The following is a 21,056-nucleotide window of genomic DNA, read 5'->3' as shown; positions in this document are numbered from 1 at the left end:
ACGTCATGGCCACACAATCGGTGCATCATGTTCCTGCATGTTCAGGACCCTGGGGGGTGGAGATTTGGCAATAAATGAGACTAAGCAGACACATCCTCACGCGGTGACCGAACTGTGCGAGGAGGGTCGCCGTCTCTATGGGAACGCTCTTCGCACTGGTCGTATCGCCCGTGCGGACGTCGAGCCTGCCCCGTGCCTGATGGAGTTCGCCCTCCTCCATCCCGACCCTGACGACGCGAACTGGCTGCGCCCGGTGCCCCCGTCGATCGCGCTGGCGCAGCGGCTCAATCCGATCGAGGACGAGATCACCCAGCGGCGCCGGCAGTCGATCGAGCTCGCCGAAGCTTTCGAGCCGTTCATGACGCTCAGCGCCCAGTCGACGGGAACCACTCACTCGATCACGGTGCTCGAGGGCCTCGACCGCATCAACGCGGCACTCGATCTGGCCACCGCCCAGTGCCAGAACGAGATGCTGACCGTCCAGCCGATGCGCCGCCGACTGGAACACACCCTCTCCCAGGGGCTGGAACGCGACCGGCCGCTCGTCGAGCGGGGCTGCCGCATCCGCACCCTCTACCAGCACCCGGCCCGCTACAGCCCGGAAACCCTGGCGTACGTCGCCCAGTTCACCGACGGCAAGGTCGAGTACCGCACCATCGACGAACTCGTGGAGCGGCTGATCATCTGCGACGAGACCGTGGCCTTCATCCCGACGCGGGACGACGGGGAGGTCGCCCTCGAACTCCGTCACCCGGGGCTCGTCCGCTATCTGATCAAGGTCTTCGAGTTCATGTGGGGCCGCGCGGTGCCGCTGAGCGCCGGCGCCCCCTACGAGACCGCCCCCGACGGCATCACCGACATCCAGCACTCCATCGCCAAGCTCCTCGTCGAGGGCCACGTCGACGAGGCGATCGCGCGGCGCCTCGGGATGAACGTCCGCACCTGCCGGGCCCACATCGCCAAGCTCGCCTCGGCGCTGGGCAGCGGCAGCCGGGCCCAACTCGGCTACCTCATCGCGGAGTCGGGCATCCTGAAGCAGGAGGGAGTGGGCGAGTGACGCGGGCGCCGCACCCGGAGCACGGTGTGGAGGAGCTGTGCGCGGCGGGAACGGAGCTCTACGCACGCGCCCTGCGGGAGGGCCAGGTGGACGGCGCCGCCGCCGAGGCCGCCCCGTGTCTCGTCGAGTTCGGGCTGCTGCACCCGGCCGTGGGGAATCCCGGCCGGCTGGAGCCCGTCGCGCCGGCCGTCGCGCTCCAGCGGCTGCTGCGTGCCTCGGCGGACCGCGTCGCCGGTGAACGGCTGCGCGAGCAACGGCTGGCCGAGACGTTCGAACCGCTCCTGCGCATCGAGGGACCGCGCACGGCATCGGCGGACACCCCGGCGCTCAGCGTCATCAGCGGCATCGACCGGATCAACGAGGCGATCGCCGCCGCGATGGCCGAAGCCTCCCGCGAACTGCTCGCCGTCCAGCCCTACGACGGCCACAACCCCGCCGGCCGACTGGCCAGGAGCCTGGACCGCGACCAGGCCCTGCTCGACCGCGGCGGCCGCATCCGCACCCTCTACCAGCACACCCAGCGGCACTCCCCCGCCGTGACGGCCCGCTACGAACAGCTGCGCGGGAACGCCGAGGCACGCACCCTCGACCAGGTCACCGAACGCCTCGTCGTGATCGACGACACCGTCGCCTTCATCCCGGCCAACGAGAGCCGCACCCTCGCCCTGGAGATCCGCCACCCGGTCCTGATCGGCCACTTCGCCGTCACCTTCGACCGCCTGTGGCACCTGGCCACGCCCATGCACCGGGCCGTCCAGCCGCCCTCCCGCGACGGCGTCACCGCCCGCCAGCGCACCATCGCCGCCCTCCTCGTCGAGGGCCACACCGACGCCGTCATCGCCGACCGGCTCGGCATGAACGTGCGCACCGCCCGCGAGCACATCGCCAAACTCGCCGCGACGCTGGGCAGCGAAAGCCGCGCCCAACTCGGCTACCTCATCGGACGCTCCGGGATTCTTGATCAGGGAGCGTGAGGGCGCCCCCGACACTGCCCACTCCCCCGGCACCCCCGCCACCCGTGGGCCGCGGCGGACCGTCCAGCCCCACCTGCGCGATACGCACCCCGAGTTGCGTGCGGCTCGCCGCGCCCAGCGTCTCCGACAGGCGGGCGATGTGGGCCCGGCAGGTACGCACGCTTATGCCGAGCCGTTCCGCGATCACCGCGTCCTGGTGCCCCTCCGCGAGCAGCGCCGCGATGGACTGCTCCCGGTTGGAGATGCCCTCGATGCCGGTGTCGGGCAGCGGGGCGGTCAGCGGGATCGCCAGCCGCCACAGCCGTTCGAAGACCGTCGCCAGGAAGCCCACCAGCGCCGGGTGCCGCAGCTCCAGCGCCAGCGTGCGGTCCGCGTTCGCCGGGATGAACGCCACCGTGCGGTCGAAGAGGATCAGCCGGTCGATGACCTCGTCGAGGGTGCGGGCCTGGACCGCGTCGCCCATCAGTTCCAGGTAGTTGAGCAGGCCCTGGCCGTGCCGCGCCACGTGCGTGTAGAGGTCGCGCATGCGCACGCCCCGCCCCCGCAGCGCCAGCGCCCGGTGCAGGCCCTCGGTCAGTTCGTGCTCGGGACGGATGCCGCCGGGCTGGACCGTCAGCACCTCCGTCGTGCACGCCTGCGTCGCCTCGTCCATGGCCGCCTGGATGCGGGACAGCCCGTCGAGGACCCGGATCGCGGAGCGGTCCGCCATCGCCGACGACGCCAGCTGCGAGTCAAGGCCCGCGTACCACTCGAACGCCGCCACCGCCGAGCCCATCCGCCGCTGACTCGCGCTGACCTCGTCGTAGACCCCGCGCAGCAGGCGGGTCATGACCTCCTGCGGGGAGGTGGGGACCAGCCAGTCCATGTCGTCCGGGTCGGGGTGCAGCAGGGCCAGCTCCAGCAGGCACGGCACCGGCTCCGCGTCCTCGCGCGGCACCCGGCCCCGCCGTACGGCCCGGGAATACACGCGATCCCCGGCCTCGCACAGCCGGTCAGCACCGTGTGGATGCTCGTCCGCCGCGTGCCCGGCCATCGCCCAGCCCACCCCCGGTTCCCGCCTCATGTGCCCGGCGTGCGCGCGCTCGTGGCACGGACACACCCCTACGGCTCCGCAACTATGCGCGGACCAGACCAGCTCCGCAACACGGCTCGTCCCGGTGTGACCGAGGGAAACCACTGATTTACCCCACAATCGTCCGGCCTCCGGCCGCCGCTCTGCAACAAGCTGATGGTCCCCGTCCGCGCCCGCCGCACGCCCCGCGGAACCCGTTTCTCCGCGTGAGCTGCCGGAAATCCGCCGGTGATCGCCGCGTTACGCACCGCATCTAACGTCCCCTCATGGCGGACATATTTGACGCGTACGCGTTGGCCGACGCGTGGGACGAGATGTTTGTGCGGCCGGGTGAGGTCAGGACCGCCTATGAGCCGGTGCTGGCGGCACTTCAGCCGATCGAGCCGAGTGAACTGCGCTTCCGGGCCGACCAGATGGCCCGGGCGTTCACCGACCGGGGCGTGACCTACGCCTTCGCGGGCGAGGAGCGGCCCTGGCCGCTGGACCTCGTGCCGAGGATCCTCGACGCCCTGGAGTGGGATCTCATACAACGGGGGGTCGCGCAGCGCGTGCGGGCCCTGGAGGCCTATCTCGGCGACGCCTACGGGCACTGCCGGGCCTTCGAGGACGGTGTCGTGCCCTGGCGGCTGCTCCTCAACTCCCCGCACTTCCACCGGGTGGCGCACGGGGTCGAACCACCCGGCGGGGTGCGCATCCACGTCGCCGGCATCGACCTCGTGCGGGACGAGGCCGGTGACTTCCGGGTGCTGGAGGACAACGTCCGGGTGCCCAGCGGTGTCTCGTACGTCATCGAGAACCGGCGGGCCATGACCCGGATCTTCCCCTCCCTCTTCGCCGAGCAGCACGTCGTGCCGGTCGACGGGTACGCGCAGAAGCTGCTCGCCGCGCTGCGCAAGGCCGCTCCGGACGGGGCCGACGACCCGCGCGTCGTCGTCCTCACCCCCGGCCCCAGCAACGCGGCCTACTTCGAACACGCCCTGCTGGCCCGGCTGATGGGCGTGCAGCTGGTCGAGGGCCACGACCTGGTCTGCCGGGGCAACCGCGTCTGGATGCGGACCACGCGCGGCGAGGTGCCGGTGCATGTCGTATACCGGCGTCTCGACGACGACTTCCTCGACCCGCTGCACTTCCGGCCCGACTCCGTCATCGGCTGCCCCGGCATCATGAGCGCCGCGATGGCCGGGAACGTCACCCTCGCCAACGCCGTCGGCAACGGCATCGCCGACGACAAACTGCTCTACACCTACGTCCCCGACCTGATCCGCTACTACCTCGGCGAAGAACCGATTCTCCCCAACGTCGAGTCCTTCCGCCCCGACGAACCGGGCCAGCTCGACGCCGTCCTCGACCAGATCGACCAGCTCGTCATCAAGCCGGTGGACGGAGCCGGCGGCCAGGGCATCGTCATCGGACCCAAGGCCGACGCCGAGACCCTGCGCAGGACCCGGGAAGCCGTCCTCGCCGACCCGCGCGGCTTCATCGCCCAGCGGCCCGTCGCGCTGTCCACCTCCCCCACTCTCGCCGGAGAACGGATGGCACCGCGCCACATCGACCTCAGGCCGTTCGCCGTCAACGACGGCAACGATGTCTGGGTGCTGCCCGGCGGCCTCACCCGTGTCGCCCTCCAGGAGGGCAACCTGATCGTCAACTCCAGCCAGGGCGGCGGCTCCAAGGACACCTGGGTACTCGCCGAGGGCCCCGCCGAGCCACTCGACGAGGTGCCGAGCACCGAGGGGCTCCCCGAGGTCGCACCCCGCCAGCTCGGTCCCGACGGCAACCCCACCTTCGTGGAGGAAGGGGCGCAGCAGCAGTGAGCGACGTGATCCTCTCCCGGATAGCCGAGGCGCTGACCTGGACCGGCCGCTATGTCGAACGGGCGGACGCCACCGGGCGCATCCTCGACGCCTATCTCCACCGCATGCTGGAGGACCCCTGGCGCGACGAGGACGCGGCCTGCCGCTCGCTGTACGCGATCCTCGGCGTCGACGCGGGCGCCGAGCGCGTCGACATGCAGCAGGTCCTCGACCAGCTGGCCTTCGACTCCCGCTCCACCTGCTCCATCGAGGGCGCGCTCGGCGCCGCCCGGCTCAACGCCCGCAGCGCCCGGGAGGCCGTCTCCTCGGAGATGTGGGAGTGCCTCAACTCCACCTGGCACGCCCTCGCCGACCAGCGCCGCGCGGCCCGCCGTACCGGCCCCTACGCCTATCTGGAACTCGTACGGGCCCGTGCCGCGCTGTTCTTCGGGCTCGCCGACTCCACCATGAGCCGGGACGACAGCTGGCGGTTCGTGGTCCTCGGGCGGAGCCTGGAGCGGGTGGACATGACCGTACGGCTGCTGTCGGTGCGCGTGCTGGACGCCGCCCACGCGCCGGACTGGACGACGCTGCTGAGCGCGTCCGGCGCCGACGAGGCGTACGCGCGCGTGCACAGCGGTTTCGGCGACAACGCGCGGGTGGCCGAATTCCTGCTCCTGGACCGGGACTTCCCGCGCTCCGCGCTGCACGCCCTGACCACCGCCGAGGAGTGCCTCAGCGCCCTCGGCCGCCCCCGCCAGGACCCGGCCCGCCGCCCGATCGGACGCCTGCGCACCCGCCTCGAATACCTCGACCTGACCGCCCTCCAGGACCAGCTCCCCGCCCTCCTCGGCGACCTGCAACAGGCCTGCATGGCCTCGGCGGAGGCGGTCGCGGAGCGGTTCTTCCCGTACCAGGGGCCCGTGATCTGGGCCCAGGAAGGGGCGTGAGCAGATGGCGCGCCGCCTGAGGATCAAGCACGTCACACGGGTGTCGTACGCCCAGCCCGCGGCCTCCTCCCACAACGAGGTCCGCATGACCCCGCTGACCCTGCCGGGCCAGACCACCCTGGACTCCCGGGTCACCGTCAGCCCGGCCACCTCGACCTGGTCGTACTGGGACTACTGGGGCACCCAGGTCACCGGCTTCGACCTCCTCGACCCGCACGGCGACCTCACCATCACGGCCTCCAGCCTGGTGGAGACGGCCCCGCCGGACGCCCTTCCCGAGCCGCCGACTTGGGCGGACCTGTCGGAAAGTACGGCGAGTTCCCGCCTGTTGGAGTTCACGGGCCCCACCGCCCGTACGACCGTCCCCGCGAAGCTCCTCAAGAAGGCCCGGAAGGCCTCCGCCGGCCTCGACCCGCACGAGACGGCCGTCGCGGTCTCCGCCCTGGTCGCCGACCGGGTCACCTACCTCCCCGGCGCCACGGGCGTGACCACCTCCGCGGCCGAGGCCTGGGAACAGGGCGCCGGCGTCTGCCAGGACATCGCCCACGTCACCATCGCCCTGCTGCGGGGCCTCGGCCTGCCGACCCGGTACGTCTCCGGCTACCTCCACCCCGAGCGGGACGCGGAGCTGCACCGCCCGGTCGCGGGACAGAGCCACGCCTGGATCGAGTACTGGGCGGGCGACTGGTGCGGCTACGACCCGACGAACCGGACCCGCGCCGACGAGTCGCACGTCGTCGTCGGCCGCGGCCGGGACTACGACGACGTGACCCCGCACAAGGGCATCTACCGGGGCGTGCCCGGCGGGCCGCCGGAGGTGACGGTGGAGTTCACGCGGGTGGCGTGAGCCCCCGGAAGCGACAGCGACCCGTGTCGCCCTTCTCCCCTTTCCGGGGCGGAGGGCGCACAATCGCCGTCATGCCGACAGCGCGCCCGATCAGGCTCCTGGCACTGTCCCTGACCGCCCTGCTGCTCGTCGCCGGCTGCGGCGACGACGGCGACGACCCCGGCAGCACGGCTGCGAAGCCGCACAAGGACGGGCACCTCACCTTCACCCTGCTGACCCTGCACTGCGGGATCACGGGCGTGACCGGCTCCCACGCGGACGCCCCGCCGGAGGGACAGTTCTGCTCCGCACGGCTGCGGGTGGAGAACAACGACCCGAACTACCACACCTACGAGTCGGCCCGGCAGCGCATCGCGGGCGTCACCGGCGACCGCTCCCGGCCCGACGCCTTCGCGATGGCGGTGCGCCGCCAGTCGGAGAAGGTGCGGCTCGGCGGCCACACCCTCATGGAGGTCGAGCTCTGGTACGACGTCCCGAAGGGCGCGAAGGTCACCGGCCTGCGGGTGTCCGGCGACAACGACCCGACCAGCTTCACCAGCACCAAGCCCATCGGACGGGCGCCGAACGGGCTGTTCATCCCGCTGACGCCCACCCCGCCGACCGCTAGTTCAACTTGATCTGGGCGCAGGCGGAAGCGATCTTCGCGGTGCAGATCTGCTTCACGCTGTAGATGCCGTCGGCGACGACCGTGCTCTTGATGTTGGCCTTCGTCAGCGCGGACACCGACACCAGCTGGGCCGGGATCTCCTTGTCGGTGGGGCTGTCGACACGGTCCTGGGTGAGCGAGTCGAACAGGATGTCCTTGCCCTGGATCTTCGCCACGGCCATCTCGGCGGCGGCCTCGGCCTCCAGCGGGTAGGACTTGTAGACGCTCATGTACTGCTCGCCGGTGACGATCCGCTGCACGGCGTCGAGTTCGGCGTCCTGGCCGGTGATGGGCGGCAGGTCGGTCATGCCCGCCTCCTCCATCGCCTCGATGGCGGCACCGGCCATGGCGTCGTTGGCGGAGTAGACGGCGGCGATGTTGTCCTTGCCGAGCGCCGAGATCGCTTCGGCCATGTCCTTCTTCGCGATGGCCGGCTTCCAGCCGTCGACGTCGTACGTCTTGGCGATCGACACCTTGCCGGTGATCTCGGAGAGCGCGCCCGCCTTGAACTGTCCGGCGTTCGGGTCGGAGGGCGAGCCGTTGAGCATGACGATCTTGTCGGAGGTGTCGATGTCCGAGCCCAGCGACTCGATGAGGGTGCGGCCCTGCACCTCGCCGACGAGTTCGTTGTCGAAGGAGACGTACGCGTCGATGGGGCCCTCGGCGAGCCGGTCGTAGGCGATGACCGGGATGCCGGCGGACTTGGCCTTCTTCACCATGGGGGCGATGGCGTGCGAGTCCACGGCGTCCAGCAGGATGACGTCGACCTTGTCGTCGATCATCTTCTGCATCTGGCCCGCCTGCTTCTTGGCGTCCGCCTCGCCGTTGGCGTAGACGGTCCGGCCTTCCTTCTTGGTGAGCTCCGCGACCTTCTTCTGGATGATCGGGTAGTCGAAGTTCTCGTAGCGCGTGTTCGTCGTCTCCGGCATCAGCACGCCGACGGTGACGTCGTTGCCCTTGGTCGGGCTCGCGTCGGCACTGTCCCCCGTCACACCCAGGGCCCCGCAGGCGGTCAGCGACAGGGCCATCGAGGACACGGCCATGCATATGGCGGTACGACGCATTGGGGAGCTCACTTCTGGTGCCTTCCGGACGCGGGCGCAGCTTTGCGACCCAGATGACTGAAAAGCCAACGCGGCGACGCCCCCCAGCGTCAAGCGGAACCACTTAACGAGTGCGCAACGCCACGCTCCGCTTGTTATGTGAAGAGATGACGGAACCCCCTCCAAACGCCCTTTACGGACCCTCCATTCAAACGGAGGCACAGCGGAGGCAAAGATCCGTACAACCAACTCCATTCCTCACGAGTCGTGATCACGACGGCTTCCGCCGACCGTTCCCCATCCGCTCAGAGGATCGAATGAACCCAGCCAGACGCACGACGATCACGTCCGCCGCCGTGCTCGCCGTGACCGGCGGTCTGCTCACCACGACCGCCGCCCCCGCCTCCGCCGCGACGACCTGCGCCTCGCCGGTCTTCAAGCGGCAGTTCTTCGCGAACACCACCTTCTCCGGCACCCCGAAGAAGACGGACTGCGACAGCGCCGTCGACCAGAGCTGGAGCGGTTCCCCCGTCTCCGGTCTGCCGTCGAACGACTTCGGCGTGCGGTGGTCGGTGACGCGGGACTTCGGCTCCGGGGGCCCGTTCGCGTTGAACGCCTCCGGCCTCGACGGGATACGGGTGTACGTCGACGGCGTGCGCAAGATCGACCTGTGGAAGAACACGTCGACGACCGTCTCCAAGACGGTCAACGTGACGATCCCCTCCGGCAGCCACACCCTCCGCGTCGACTACGTCAACTGGACCGGCAGCGCCAAGGTCAAGTTCGCCTACACGCCCCGTACCTCCGCCACCGTCGACCAGGTCAAGCCCCTGACGCCGACGGGCACGTCGGTGTCGTACGACGCGGCGACCGGCAAGGCCAAGCTCACCTGGGCGAAGAACAAGGAGATGGACCTCGCCGGGTACCGGGTCTACCGCCGCCTCAAGGGCGCCTCCTTCGGCAGCACCCCGCTCACCACGACCACCTCCACCTCGTACACCGACACCCCGCCCGCCACCGGCGAGACCTACTACTACGAGGTCCGCGCCTACGACACCGCCGGCAACGTCTCCGGTGGCACCGCCGACCAGGGGGTGACGACGCCGGACCGTACGGGGCCCGCCGCGCCCACCGGGCTCAGTGCGCACGGGGATCTCCACGGGATGGTGCTGGGCTGGGACGCCGTGCCGGGGGCGGTCGGGTACGAGGTGTTCGAGAAGGACGCGGCGACCGGCTCGTACACCCTGCTCAAGTCGCTCGCCGGCACCTCCTACCTGCACTACGTGGGCCACGACGAGACGCTGCACACCTATGTCGTGCGCTCCCTCGACGCGCTGGGGAACCCCGGCCCGTACTCGGCGCCGGTCACCTCCGACGGCATCGACCGGACCGCACCGCCCGCGCCGATCGGACTGGACGTGGTCCCCAACCGCGGTGACGTGCACGTGAGTTGGAAGACGCCCGAGGCGCACACCCGCGACGAGCTGGACAACGACGGCCGCTTCACCGTGTACCGCTCCGTGGGCACCACCCTCGGCGCCGACGCCGAGCGCCTCGACTGCGACTACCTCACCACGCTCGACAGCGCGGGCGGCGTCTACGTGTTCGACTGCGACGACCCCACCTGGGCGTACGCCACGACCTACACCTACGCCGTCACCTTCACCGACTGGCAGGGCAACGAGTCCACCCCCTCCGCGCCCGTCACGGTGACGACCGCCGACCGTGTCCCGCCCGCGCCCGTCACCGGCCTGACCGCGACGCCCCGCGCCGACGGCATGCTGCTGCGCTGGAACGCGTCCACGGACGAGGACATCGACCACTACTGGGCCGCGCGAGGCGTACGCCAGGCCGACGGCTCGTTCAAGGCGACGGACCCCTGCACGCGGAGCACCACCGAGCCGCTGACCGCCCTGTGCATCGGCGTCCCGGACGGCGAGAGCGCCGCCTACGCGGTCTACGCCGTCGGCAAGTGGGGCAACGTCTCGCCCTGGACCGTCGTCGACGCCACCGAGCTGACCATCACCCCGGGCGAGCCCATCGGCGCCGACTCCGGCGCGCTGTGGGGCAGCGGGGGCTGGACCATGCCCGAGCAGGGCAAGAACGTCCTGTGGCACTGCTCGGGCGACGTCTGCGCGGACGTCACCGAGTACCGCGTCAGCCGCTGGAACGCCGAGACGCAGACCTACGACCTGCTGGCCACCGTGGCCCCGAAGGACGGCGTCTTCTACCAGTCCTACACCGACGCCACGATGCCGCTCGGCTCGATCTCGTACTACCGGGTCGTCGGCGTCCTGTCCGACGGCACCGAGACCGCCGCCGCACACCCCTGGCAGATCCGTCCGGACCTCGTCTGACCCCGAAGCCCCCGAAGAACCCGAGGAACACGACTCGATGAACCACCCTCGCTTCACGACGGCCGCCGCCGCGAGCGCGGTCGTCCTGGCCACGGCGGGCACCCTGCTCACCGTCACGCCCGCCTCCGCCGCCACCACCTGCACCTCACCCGTCTTCAAGCGGCAGTTCTTCGCCAACACCACCTTCTCCGGCACCCCGAAGAAGACCGACTGCGACAACGCCATCGACCAGAGCTGGAGCGGTTCCCCCGTCTCCGGCCTGCCGTCGAACAACTTCGGCGTGCGGTGGTCGGTGACACGGGACTTCGGCTCCGGTGGCCCGTTCGCGTTGGCGGCCAGCGGCCTGGACGGCATCCGCGTCTACGTCGACGGCACCCGCAAGGTCGACCTGTGGAAGAACACCTCCACCACCGTGTCGAAGACCGTGAACGTCACCATCCCCTCCGGCAAGCACACCCTCCGCGTGGACTACGTCAACTGGACCGGCAGCGCCAAGGTCAAGTTCGCCTACACGCCCCGCACCTCGGCGACGGTCGACAAGGTCAAGCCTCTTGTCCCCACCGGGGCTTCGGTGTCGTACGACCAGGCCACCGGCAAGGCCAAGCTCACCTGGGCGAAGAACAAGGAGATGGACCTCGCCGGGTACCGCGTCTACCGCCGCCTGAAGGGCGCCTCCTTCGGGAGCACCCCGCTCGCGACGACGACCTCGACGTCGTACACCGACGTTCCCGCGGCGACCGGCGAGACGTACTACTACGAGGTCCGCGCCTACGACAAGGCGGGCAACACCTCCACCGGTACGACCGACCAGGGCGTCACCACCGTCGACCGCACCCCGCCCAAGGGGATCACCGGTCTCACGGCGGACGGCACCACGGCCGGGGTCTCCCTGACCTGGCAGGCCTCCGTGTCGACGGACATCGACCACTACGAGGTGTGGACCTACCGCAAGGGCGAACCGGACCCGGACGGGCCGGACTTCGTGGTGGGGACCTCGTTCAACGCCCCGGTGCCGGCCGACGACGCGGGCGTGCCCTACGCCTTCTCCGTGGTGGCTGTCGACACCGCGGCCAACGTCTCGCCCGACTCGGACGGAGTGTCCGCGAGCCGGGACGTGGCCTCCACGGCCGCCGCGCCGACCGGCCTCGCGACGCAGCCGCCCGCCGACGACCTCACGATGGTCACGTGGACGGCGTCGCCCGACGAGGTCGGCGGCTACCACGTCTACCGCCGGACCAGCCCCACCGGTGCCTGGACGGCCATCGGCGCCACCAACGGCACCGGATGGGAGGACCGGACCGCTCCCGCGGGCAAGGCGTACTACTACGTCGCCACCGTGGCCGCGGACGGCCTGGAGTCGCTGCCCTCCGAGCAGGTCTCGGCCGAGCGCGTCACCAAGGCCACGGCCGTCGGCCCGAAGGCGCCGCAGCTGACGCTGGTCACCAACGGCATACCCGGCCGTTCCGCGATCCAGGTGACCGCCGCGCCGGGCGCGGGGGACGAGGCTCGGCTGCTGAAGGGGTACTCCTGGGAGATCTCCGGGGCGTGCGGTGACAGCGGCACGCAGTTGTCGACCACGGGGTCGATCTCCTGGGTCGCGCCCTACAACGGGCCCTGCATGGTGACCGTGTACGCCGTCGACCACTACGGCCGGGTCGGGTCCCAGTCCGCCTCGCTGGAGTTCTTCAGCGGGCGGTGACATACGCGAGCGGGGCCCGGAGGACGAACCTCCGGGCCCCGCTCTCGTGCGTCTGCCTAGTCCTTGGCCTTCTTCGGCCGCCAGACCACCAGCGCGCTGGTCTGCTGCACCTCCTGGTACGGCACCAGGTCACGCCGGTACGACGCGTGCACCGCCGCCTCCCGCTGCCGCATCGCGGCGGCGGCACCTTCCAGTGCCGCCTCCATCTCCGCGACGCGGGACTGTAGCGCCGCGACCTGGTTCTCCAGCTCGATGATGCGCTTGATGCCGGCCAGGTTGATGCCCTCGTCCTGCGACAACTGCTGCACGGTGCGCAGCAGTTCGATGTCGCGGGCCGAGTAGCGGCGGCCCCGGCCGGCGGTGCGGTCCGGGGAGACCAGGCCGAGGCGGTCGTACTGGCGAAGGGTCTGCGGGTGCAGGCCGGAGAGCTGGGCCGCCACCGAGATGACGTAGACCGGGGTCTCCTCGGTCAGTTCGTACGGGTTGCGTCGACGGCCGTCCATCACTCTCATGCTCCCTTCGCGGCCTGGAACAGCTCCGCCCGCGGATCCTCGTCCGCGGTCGCCTCGCGATACGCCTCAAGCGCTTCACGAGCCTTCCCCGTCACGTCCTTGGGGACACTCACCTCGACGGTGACCAGGAGGTCGCCGCGGGTGCCGTCCTTGCGGACCGCCCCCTTGCCGCGGGCGCGCATGGTGCGGCCGTTGGGGGTGCCGGGCGGCAGCTTGAGGGTGACGGGCGGGCCGCCCAGGGTGGGGACCCGGACCTCGCCGCCGAGGGCCGCCTCCGCGAACGTCACCGGGACGGTCACCGTGAGGTTGTCGTCCTTGCGGCCGAAGACCGGGTGGGCGTCCACATGGACGGTGACGTACAAGTCGCCCGCGGGGCCGCCCCGTTCACCCGGCGCGCCCTTGCCGCGCAGGCGGATGCGCTGGTTGTCCGTCACCCCGGCGGGGATGCGGACCTGCATCGTGCGCGAGGACTTGGCGCGGCCGCTGCCCTTGCACTCCATGCAGGGGTGCTCGGCGATGAGGCCGCGGCCCTTGCAGTCGGGGCAGGGGTCGGTCAGCGAGAAGCCGCCGCCCGAACCCCGGGCCACCTGGCCGGTGCCGACGCAGGTCGGGCACACGCGGGGGGTGCCGTTCTTGTCGCCGGTGCCCGAACACGCCTTGCAGGGGGACTGCGAGGACATCCGCAGCGGGACCGTGGCCCCTTCGATGGCCTCCGTGAAGCTCAGCGTGACCTCGGTGTCGATGTCCTGACCGCGCCGCGGCTGGACCCGGGTGCCCCCGGTGCCGCCGCGGTTGAACAGGCCGCCGAACACGTCGCCGATGCCGCCGCCGAAGCCGCCGGAACCCTGGCCGCCCTGGGCGCCACCGCCTCCGAAGAGGTCACCGAGATCGAAGTTGAAGGAGCCGCCCGCGCCCGGCCCCGGGCGGAAGCCGCCGTTGCCGAACAGTGCGCGGGCTTCGTCGTACTCCTTGCGCTTCTTGGGGTCGCCGAGGATGTCGTTCGCCTCGGAGATCTCCTTGAAGCGCTCCTCCGCCTTGGTGTTGCCCTTGTTGGCGTCCGGGTGGAACTCGCGGGCGAGCTTCCGGTACGCCTTCTTGATCTCGGCCTCGGTGGCGTCCTTGGGGACGCCGAGGACCTTGTAGTAGTCCTTCTCGATGAAGTCCTTGGTGCTCATCCCCGACGCCCCTCCTCTCGGTCAGTCCCGTTGACGTCAGCCCTCTTCAGAGCTGTTGTCCTTCTCCTCGGTCTCGGCGTCCTCGGCCTTGACCGTCTGCGCACCCGGCTGCGGTTCGGCGACGGCCACCCGGGCGGGGCGGATGGTGCGCTCGCCGATGCGATACCCCGGCTGGAGGATCGCCACGCAGGTCGTCTCGGTGACGTCCGGTGCGTAACTGTGCATCAGGGCCTCGTGGATCGTCGGGTCGAAGGGCTCGCCCTCCTTGCCGAACTGTTGCAGACCCATCTTCGCCGCGACGGTCTCCAGCGACTCCCCGACGGACTTGAATCCGCCGACGAACTCGCCGTGGTCCCGCGCGCGGCCGATGTCGTCGAGCACGGGCAGGAGCTCGGTCAGGAGGTTCGCGATGGCGATCTCCTTGACCGTGATCCGGTCCCGCTCCACGCGGCGGCGGTAGTTCTGGAACTCGGCCTGGAGCCGCTGGAGGTCCGTGGTGCGCTCCTCGAGCGCCTTGCGGACCTGGTCCAGCTGGGCCGTCAGGCCGGCGATCTGTGCGTTTGCGTCCCCGGCCGGGGCCGCCCCCTCACCCTCGGGCGAGGCGGCGGTCTTCGGCTCGGCGTCGTCGGGGGTCGCGCCGGAGGGGACGTCGGGCTTCTCCTCGAAGCCCGGGGTCTCCTCCGTCACGCGGCACCGTCCTTACGGTCCTCGTCGACGATCTCGGCGTCGACGACGTCGTCGTCGGCCTTCGGGGCCTCGGTGCCCGCGCCACCGGCGGCCTGGGAGGCCTGGGCGTCGGCGTACATGGCCTGGCCGACCTTCTGGGAGACCGCGGCGACCTTCTCGGTGGCCGTGCGGATCTCGGCGGTGTCCTCGCCCTTGAGCGCGGTCTTCAGCTCCTCGACGGCGGCCTCGACCTCGGTCTTGACCTCGCCGGGGACCTTGTCCTCGTTGTCCTTGAGGAACTTCTCCGTCTGGTAGACGAGCTGCTCGCCCTGGTTGCGGGTCTCGGCGGCCTCGCGGCGGCGGTGGTCCTCGTCCGCGTACTGCTCGGCCTCCTGGCGCATCCGGTCGACCTCGTCCTTCGGCAGCGAGGAGCCGCCGGTGACGGTCATCTTCTGCTCCTTGCCCGTGCCCAGGTCCTTGGCGGTCACGTGCATGATGCCGTTGGCGTCGATGTCGAAGGACACCTCGATCTGCGGGACGCCGCGGGGCGCCGGCGGCAGACCGGTCAGCTCGAACATCCCGAGCTTCTTGTTGTACGCCGCGATCTCGCGCTCGCCCTGGTAGACCTGGATCTGCACGGACGGCTGGTTGTCCTCGGCCGTGGTGAAGATCTCGGACCGCTTGGTCGGGATCGTGGTGTTGCGCTCGATGAGCTTGGTCATGATGCCGCCCTTGGTCTCGATACCGAGGGACAGCGGGGTCACGTCGAGGAGCAGGACGTCCTTGACCTCACCCTTGAGGACACCGGCCTGGAGGGACGCGCCGATGGCGACGACCTCGTCCGGGTTGACGCCCTTGTTGGCGTCCTTGCCGCCGGTCAGCTCCTTGACGAGCTCGGCGACGGCGGGCATGCGGGTGGAGCCGCCGACGAGGACGACGTGGTCGATCTCGTTGATGGAGATGCCGGCGTCCTTGATGACGTTGTGGAACGGCGTCTTGCAGCGCTCCAGGAGGTCCGCGGTCAGCTGCTGGAACTGGGCGCGGGTGAGCTTCTCGTCGAGGTGCAGGGGGCCCTCGGCGGAGGCGGTGATGTAGGGCAGGTTGATCGAGGTCTCGGTGGACGAGGACAGCTCGATCTTCGCCTTCTCGGCGGCCTCGCGCAGACGCTGGAGCGCCATCTTGTCCTTGGCGAGGTCCACGCCGTGACCCGACTTGAACTGCTGGACGAGGTAGTCGACGACGCGCTGGTCCCAGTCGTCACCACCGAGGTGGTTGTCACCGTTGGTGGCCTTGACCTCGACGACGCCGTCGCCGATCTCCAGGAGGGACACGTCGAAGGTGCCGCCACCGAGGTCGAAGACGAGGATCGTCTGGTCGTCCTTGTCGAGGCCGTAGGCGAGCGCGGCCGCGGTCGGCTCGTTGACGATGCGCAGGACGTTCAGGCCCGCGATCTCGCCGGCCTCCTTCGTCGCCTGGCGCTCGGAGTCGTTGAAGTACGCCGGGACGGTGATGACCGCGTCGGTCACCTTCTCGCCCAGGTAGGCCTCGGCGTCCCGCTTCAGCTTCTGGAGGATGAACGCCGAGATCTGCTGCGGGTTGAAGGGCTTCCCGTCGAGCTCGATCTTCCAGTCGGTGCCCATGTGGCGCTTCACGGACCGGATGGTCCGGTCCACGTTGGTGACCGCCTGGCGCTTGGCCACCTCGCCGACGAGCACTTCGCCGTTCTTCGCGAAGGCGACGACGGACGGCGTGGTCCTGGCACCCTCGGCGTTGGTGATGACGGTGGGCTCGCCGCCTTCGAGAACGCTGACGACGGAGTTAGTCGTGCCCAGGTCGATGCCGACCGCACGTGCCATGGTTGATTCCTCCAGCTGACTTGAGTGGAACGGACTCAAGTGTGCATGACGCCCGCGAATGGGTCAACAGACCTGAGCCTGTGAGGCTCAACTCTTATCCGTTCCTTACACGCAACTGCGCCCTGACCTGCGACGATGCCGGTCGAGGAGCCCCGGAGGACTTCACTCGCAGCAGGGCGAGTACGACGACCAGGGCGCCCGAGGCCACCCACAGCGCCCCCGTTCCGCCCACCCACCCGAGGTGCTCCAGCACCCCGACGAGCACCCCGGCGAAGGCCCCGAGCCCGAGCAGCACCACCGTCCCCTGCGGGGTCAGCCCGAGCCTGCGCAGCCGGTGCCCGAGATGGTCGGGCCCGCGCCGCCCGGCCAGCCGCCGGGAGACGACGACCAGAAGGACGTCGGCGACGGCGACGGCGTTGAGCGCGAACAGCACACCCGCGCTGGAGACCGCCTCGTGCCCGGTCCGCGCCACCACGCCCGCCGCCGCGAGCACGAACCCGGCGAACAGCGCCCCACCGGAACCGAGCCCCACGCGCGCGGGCGGCCAGTTGTGCATGAGGAACCCGGTCAGCGCGGCGGCCAGCACGCTCAGCAGCACCGCGAGCCCGTCCATCACCTCGGCCGCCGCGCAGGCGCCCACCCCGAAGGCGGCGACGACCCCGACGGTCCCGGCGAGCCCGTCGGCATGGTCGAGTGCCCGGAACCCGAGGGCCACGAACACGATCCAGCCCACGGCGAGCGCCCCGCCGGCGACGCCGGTCTCCTCGTACGGCACCACACAGGCCGCCGCCACGGCCGTACCGACGCAGAGCACGCGCGCGCGGACGCGCCAGAGGTCGGCGGCGAGTCCGAGGGCGGCGACGGCGCCGGCGGCGACGAGGAGTTCCCCGCCGCCCAGGGGCGCGACGTGCGTCCACTCTCCCGTGGCGACGACGGCGCAGGTCGCGAGGACGACGGCCACACCTCCGGAGAGCGGCACCTTGCGCTGCTGCCTGCGGCGGTCGACGAGACCGAGGCGCAGGGCGGGGGCGCGGAGTACGGCCGCCAGGACGGCGGTCAGCAGCAGGGCGGTCGTGGCGGCGGCGATCCCATAGAGCACGCGTCTTAAAGTAGTCACGAATGTACCAATTTGGTACGAATAACACGTTCGGATTGCCACACGCCTTTAAGGGAACCCTCAGCGATCCAGATCACTCCGCCGCTGGCTACAGTGCGATGGAAGATACGGGTAGTCTCAGACGGACTGCATAAGTTACCGCTTAGTAATCTCCCTCGCAGGCCCGAGGAGCCCCCAAATGCAACTCGCCGCGATCATCGTGTCGATGGTCACCATGGCAGTCGGCATCGCCCTGTTCGGGCGAGCCACCCTGCAGATCGTCCGCTTCATGATGCTCGGCCAGCCGCTCCCGGCCGGTACCCGGACCAACGACCCGGTCACGCGCACCATCACCGTGGTCAAGGAGTTCCTCGGCCACACCCGGATGAACCGCTGGGGCATCGTCGGCTTCGCCCACTGGTTCGTGGCGATCGGCTTCTACACGCTGCTGCTGACCATCGTGAACGCCACCGGCCAGCTGTTCCAGGCCGACTGGCTGCTGCCGATCATCGGCGACTGGGCGCCGTACAACCTCTTCGTCGAGGTCATCGGCACCATGACGGTCCTCGGCATCGTGACGCTGATCGTCATCCGGCAGCTGAACCGGCCGGGCGGCGCGGGCCGCAAGTCCCGGTTCGCCGGCTCCAACACGGGCCAGGCGTACTTCGTCGAGACGGTCATCCTGATCGTCGGCGTCTGCATCTTCATGCTGCACGCGCTCGAGGGCGCGATGCACCACGTCGACGGCTACGAGGCCTCGTTCCTGATCTCGTACCCGGTGGTCGACGCGCTGGAGAAGCTGGACCTCTCCACCCTCCAGAACCTCACCTACTTCTTCGCCGCCGTGAAGATCGTGACCTCCTTCGTCTGGATGATCACGGTCTCGCTGAAGACCGACATGGGTGTGGCCTGGCACCGCTTCCTCGGCTTCCCGAACATCTGGTTCAAGCGCAACGCCGACGGCGCCACCTCGCTGGGCGCGCTGCTCCCGATGACCTCCGGCGGCAAGCCGATCGACTTCACCGACCCCGGTGACGACGACGTCTTCGGCGTCAGCCAGGTCGAGCAGTTCTCCTGGAAGGGCCTGCTCGACTTCTCCACCTGCACCGAGTGCGGCCGCTGCCAGTCGCAGTGCCCCGCCTGGAACACCGGCAAGCCGCTCTCCCCCAAGCTCCTGATCATGTCCCTGCGGGACCACGCCCACGCCAAGGCGCCCTACCTGCTCGCGGGTGGCGGCAAGACCATGGAGGGCGAGGAGAAGGCGTCCGAGGAGCAGCTGAAGGACGTCCCCGCCGCCGCACTCGCGGAGGCCGAGCGCCCGCTGATCGGCACCCTGGAGGAGAACGGCGTCATCGACCCGGACGTCCTGTGGTCCTGCACCACCTGCGGCGCCTGTGTCGAGCAGTGCCCGGTCGACATCGAGCACGTCGACCACATCGTCGACATGCGCCGCTACCAGGTGATGATCGAGTCCGCGTTCCCGTCCGAGGCGGGCACGATGCTCAAGAACCTGGAGAAGAAGGGCAACCCCTGGGGCCTGGCCAAGAAGCAGCGCCTGGAGTGGACGAAGGAAGTCGACTTCGAGGTGCCGGTCGTCGGCAAGGACATCGAGGACCTCTCCGAGGTCGAGTACCTGTACTGGGTCGGCTGCGCCGGCGCCCTGGAGGACCGCGCCAAGAAGACCACGAAGGCCTTCGCGGAGCTGCTGCACATGGCGGGCGTCAAGTTCGCGATCATGGGCGGCGACGAGAAGTGCACCGGTGACTCCGCCCGCCGCCTCGGCAACGAGCCCCTGTTCCAGGAGCTCGGCATGGAGAACGTGGCCGCGCTGAACATGGCGTTCGGCGAGGACGACGAGGACGAGAGCACCAAGAAGCCGAAGTCCTCGAAGAAGATCGTCGCCACCTGCCCGCACTGCCTCAACACGCTCGGCAACGAGTACCCGCAGCTCGGCGGCGACTACGAGGTCATCCACCACACCCAGCTGCTCCAGCACCTGGTGGACGAGGGCAAGCTGACCCCGGTCACCCCGGTCGAGGGCATCATCACCTACCACGACCCCTGCTACCTGGGCCGCCACAACAAGATCTACACGCCCCCGCGCGAGATCATGACGGCCGTCCCGGGCCTGCGTCAGCAGGAGATGCACCGCCACAAGGAGCGAGGCTTCTGCTGTGGCGCCGGTGGCGCGCGGATGTGGATGGAGGAGCGGATCGGCAAGCGCATCAACAACGAGCGCGTCGACGAGGCCCTCTCCCTCAACCCCGACATCGTCTCCACCGCCTGCCCGTTCTGCCTGGTCATGCTCACCGACTCGGTGAACGGCAAGAAGAACGAGGGCAAGGCCAAGGAGTCCATCACCGTCGTCGACGTCGCCCAGCTGCTGCTGGAGTCGGTCAAGACGCCGGTGGACCCCGAGGACGCCGCGGAGACCGAGAGCGAGCCGGAGCCCGAGCCGGTCAAGTGACGCTGGTGGCCGATACGGCCGTACGACGCCCCCCGTCCGAGGAATCGGCGGGGGGCGTCGTCGTAGGCCGGCGCGCGCCGCAGATGACGAAGGTGACGCTGATGAGCAGCGCCCAGGAGACCCACTTGCCGATCGCGACCGGCTGCCAGCCGTCGAGCTGGTCCGGATAGGTCCAGGCGCCGAGATACGTCGCCACGTTCTCCGCCAGCCACAGGAAGAACCCGATCAGCGCGAAGGACAGCGCCAGCGGCATCCGGTACCGGCGGGCGCCGATCGTGTAGTGCACCCAGGTGCCCCAGGTCGCCGCCAGCAGCAGCGCGGCGAGGGGCCGGCGCAGGTCGGGTATCCAGTGGTGGGTGAGGAAGTTGGCGTACAGCAGCACGGCGACCGCGGCGGTGGCACGGGGCCGGTAGCCGCTCAGCGACAGCCGCAGCAGCCGCCAGGCCCGGCACACGTAACTGCCGACCGCCGCGTACATGAACCCGCCGTACAGCGGCACCCCGCCCAGCTTCGCGACCCCCGGCTCGGGATAACTCCAGGAGCCGACGCGCACCTTCACCATCTCGAAGGCGAGGCCGAGCAGATGGCAGAACGCCACGACCGCCACCTCGCGCCGCGTCTCCCAGCCCAGCAGGAACCCCACGCCGGTCAGCAGGACGCCGTACGCCAGCAGCAGGTCGTAGCGTGCGACCGGCAGCGGCGGCAGCAGGGTCGACGCCGCCATGCCGGCGAACAGGGCGACGGCGAAGGCGCAGCAGCGGGCCTGGAGCCAGGTGAAGCGGGCGAGTTGGCGGAGGGCATGCATGGTGCTGTAGATCGCCCGCGGGCCGGGGACGGTTCCCGCGG

General features: G+C 70.1%; 17 protein-coding genes. 9 read left to right on the top strand and 8 right to left on the bottom strand.

Going from position 1 to position 21,056, the window contains the following annotated elements:
* Positions 1-37 precede the first annotated feature (37 nt).
* Together EJC51_RS26280 and EJC51_RS26275 are read left to right on the top strand one after the other, a co-directional pair.
* Positions 38-1,057 carry a helix-turn-helix domain-containing protein gene (locus EJC51_RS26280; protein ID WP_165951244.1) on the top strand — a complete coding sequence of 340 codons (1,020 nt, stop codon included), beginning with the start codon at positions 38-40 and terminating at the stop codon, positions 1,055-1,057.
* A complete protein-coding gene (locus tag EJC51_RS26275) occupies positions 1,054-2,031 on the top strand; it encodes a helix-turn-helix transcriptional regulator (protein WP_126273339.1) in 978 nt (325 codons plus the stop codon). Before EJC51_RS26280 ends, EJC51_RS26275 begins: the two co-directional genes overlap by 4 nt.
* Here the strand turns inward: EJC51_RS26275 and EJC51_RS26270 are convergent.
* A complete protein-coding gene (locus tag EJC51_RS26270) occupies positions 1,994-3,064 on the bottom strand; it encodes a helix-turn-helix transcriptional regulator (RefSeq protein WP_126277138.1) in 1,071 nt (356 codons plus the stop codon). The genes EJC51_RS26275 and EJC51_RS26270 overlap by 38 nt on opposite strands.
* 305 nt (positions 3,065-3,369) lie before the next feature.
* Between EJC51_RS26270 and EJC51_RS26265 the strand changes: the two genes are divergently transcribed.
* From EJC51_RS26265 to EJC51_RS26250, 4 genes are all read left to right on the top strand, one after another.
* A complete protein-coding gene (locus tag EJC51_RS26265; RefSeq protein WP_126273338.1) occupies positions 3,370-4,917 on the top strand; it encodes a circularly permuted type 2 ATP-grasp protein in 1,548 nt (515 codons plus the stop codon).
* Entirely contained in the window at positions 4,914-5,846 is a 933-nt protein-coding gene (locus EJC51_RS26260; RefSeq protein WP_126273337.1) for an alpha-E domain-containing protein, read from the top strand. The genes EJC51_RS26265 and EJC51_RS26260 overlap by 4 nt, the downstream gene beginning before the upstream one ends.
* Positions 5,847-5,850: 4 nt before the next feature.
* The gene (locus EJC51_RS26255; RefSeq protein WP_126273336.1) at positions 5,851-6,693 is read left to right on the top strand and encodes a transglutaminase family protein; all 843 of its coding nucleotides are present in this window, start codon (positions 5,851-5,853) and stop codon (positions 6,691-6,693) included.
* 71 nt (positions 6,694-6,764) lie between these two features.
* Positions 6,765-7,310 (top strand): DUF4352 domain-containing protein, encoded by a 546-nt coding sequence (locus EJC51_RS26250; protein ID WP_126273335.1) that lies wholly within the window; start codon positions 6,765-6,767, stop codon positions 7,308-7,310.
* Here the strand turns inward: EJC51_RS26250 and EJC51_RS26245 are convergent.
* Positions 7,297-8,382 carry a substrate-binding domain-containing protein gene (locus EJC51_RS26245; RefSeq protein WP_244362857.1) on the bottom strand — a complete coding sequence of 362 codons (1,086 nt, stop codon included), beginning with the start codon at positions 8,380-8,382 and terminating at the stop codon, positions 7,297-7,299. The two genes, EJC51_RS26250 and EJC51_RS26245, sit on opposite strands and share 14 nt — an antisense overlap.
* Positions 8,383-8,699: 317 nt before the next feature.
* On the opposite strand from EJC51_RS26245, the gene EJC51_RS26240 reads away from it, so the two are divergent.
* Together EJC51_RS26240 and EJC51_RS26235 are read left to right on the top strand one after the other, a co-directional pair.
* Positions 8,700-10,739: a fibronectin type III domain-containing protein gene (locus tag EJC51_RS26240; RefSeq protein WP_126273333.1), complete on the top strand. Its 2,040-nt coding sequence runs from the start codon at positions 8,700-8,702 to the stop codon at positions 10,737-10,739.
* A gap of 37 nt (positions 10,740-10,776) precedes the next feature.
* Positions 10,777-12,438, top strand: coding sequence for a fibronectin type III domain-containing protein (locus EJC51_RS26235; RefSeq protein ID WP_126273332.1), 1,662 nt, complete (start codon positions 10,777-10,779; stop codon positions 12,436-12,438).
* 56 nt (positions 12,439-12,494) lie between these two features.
* On the opposite strand, the gene EJC51_RS26230 is transcribed toward EJC51_RS26235, so the two are convergent.
* The 5 genes from EJC51_RS26230 to EJC51_RS26210 form a co-directional block, all read right to left on the bottom strand.
* The gene (locus EJC51_RS26230; RefSeq protein WP_059194555.1) at positions 12,495-12,941 is read right to left on the bottom strand and encodes a heat shock protein transcriptional repressor HspR; all 447 of its coding nucleotides are present in this window, start codon (positions 12,939-12,941) and stop codon (positions 12,495-12,497) included.
* Between the two features lie 5 nt (positions 12,942-12,946).
* A complete protein-coding gene (dnaJ, locus tag EJC51_RS26225) occupies positions 12,947-14,125 on the bottom strand; it encodes a molecular chaperone DnaJ (RefSeq protein ID WP_126273331.1) in 1,179 nt (392 codons plus the stop codon).
* Positions 14,126-14,161: 36 nt separating this feature from the next.
* Positions 14,162-14,812: a nucleotide exchange factor GrpE gene (gene grpE / locus EJC51_RS26220; protein ID WP_097266786.1), complete on the bottom strand. Its 651-nt coding sequence runs from the start codon at positions 14,810-14,812 to the stop codon at positions 14,162-14,164.
* On the bottom strand, positions 14,809-16,647 hold the full coding sequence (gene dnaK, locus EJC51_RS26215) for a molecular chaperone DnaK (protein ID WP_126273330.1): 1,839 nt from the start codon (positions 16,645-16,647) through the stop codon (positions 14,809-14,811). Before dnaK ends, grpE begins: the two co-directional genes overlap by 4 nt.
* Before the next feature lie 94 nt (positions 16,648-16,741).
* Positions 16,742-17,746, bottom strand: a complete 1,005-nt coding sequence (locus EJC51_RS26210) for an MraY family glycosyltransferase (RefSeq protein ID WP_126273329.1) — start codon at positions 17,744-17,746, stop codon at positions 16,742-16,744.
* 196 nt (positions 17,747-17,942) lie between these two features.
* On the opposite strand from EJC51_RS26210, the gene EJC51_RS26205 reads away from it, so the two are divergent.
* Positions 17,943-20,210, top strand: a complete 2,268-nt coding sequence (locus tag EJC51_RS26205; protein WP_126273328.1) for a (Fe-S)-binding protein — start codon at positions 17,943-17,945, stop codon at positions 20,208-20,210.
* On the opposite strand, the gene EJC51_RS26200 is transcribed toward EJC51_RS26205, so the two are convergent.
* Positions 20,203-21,015: a DUF817 domain-containing protein gene (locus EJC51_RS26200; protein WP_126273327.1), complete on the bottom strand. Its 813-nt coding sequence runs from the start codon at positions 21,013-21,015 to the stop codon at positions 20,203-20,205. The genes EJC51_RS26205 and EJC51_RS26200 overlap by 8 nt on opposite strands.
* Positions 21,016-21,056: the final 41 nt, after the last annotated feature.

The sequence above is a fragment of the Streptomyces aquilus genome, from assembly GCF_003955715.1.
Lineage (GTDB): Bacteria > Actinomycetota > Actinomycetes > Streptomycetales > Streptomycetaceae > Streptomyces > Streptomyces aquilus.
Note: the sequence above shows the minus strand (reverse complement) of the source record. Positions and strands in the feature narration are given on the sequence as shown.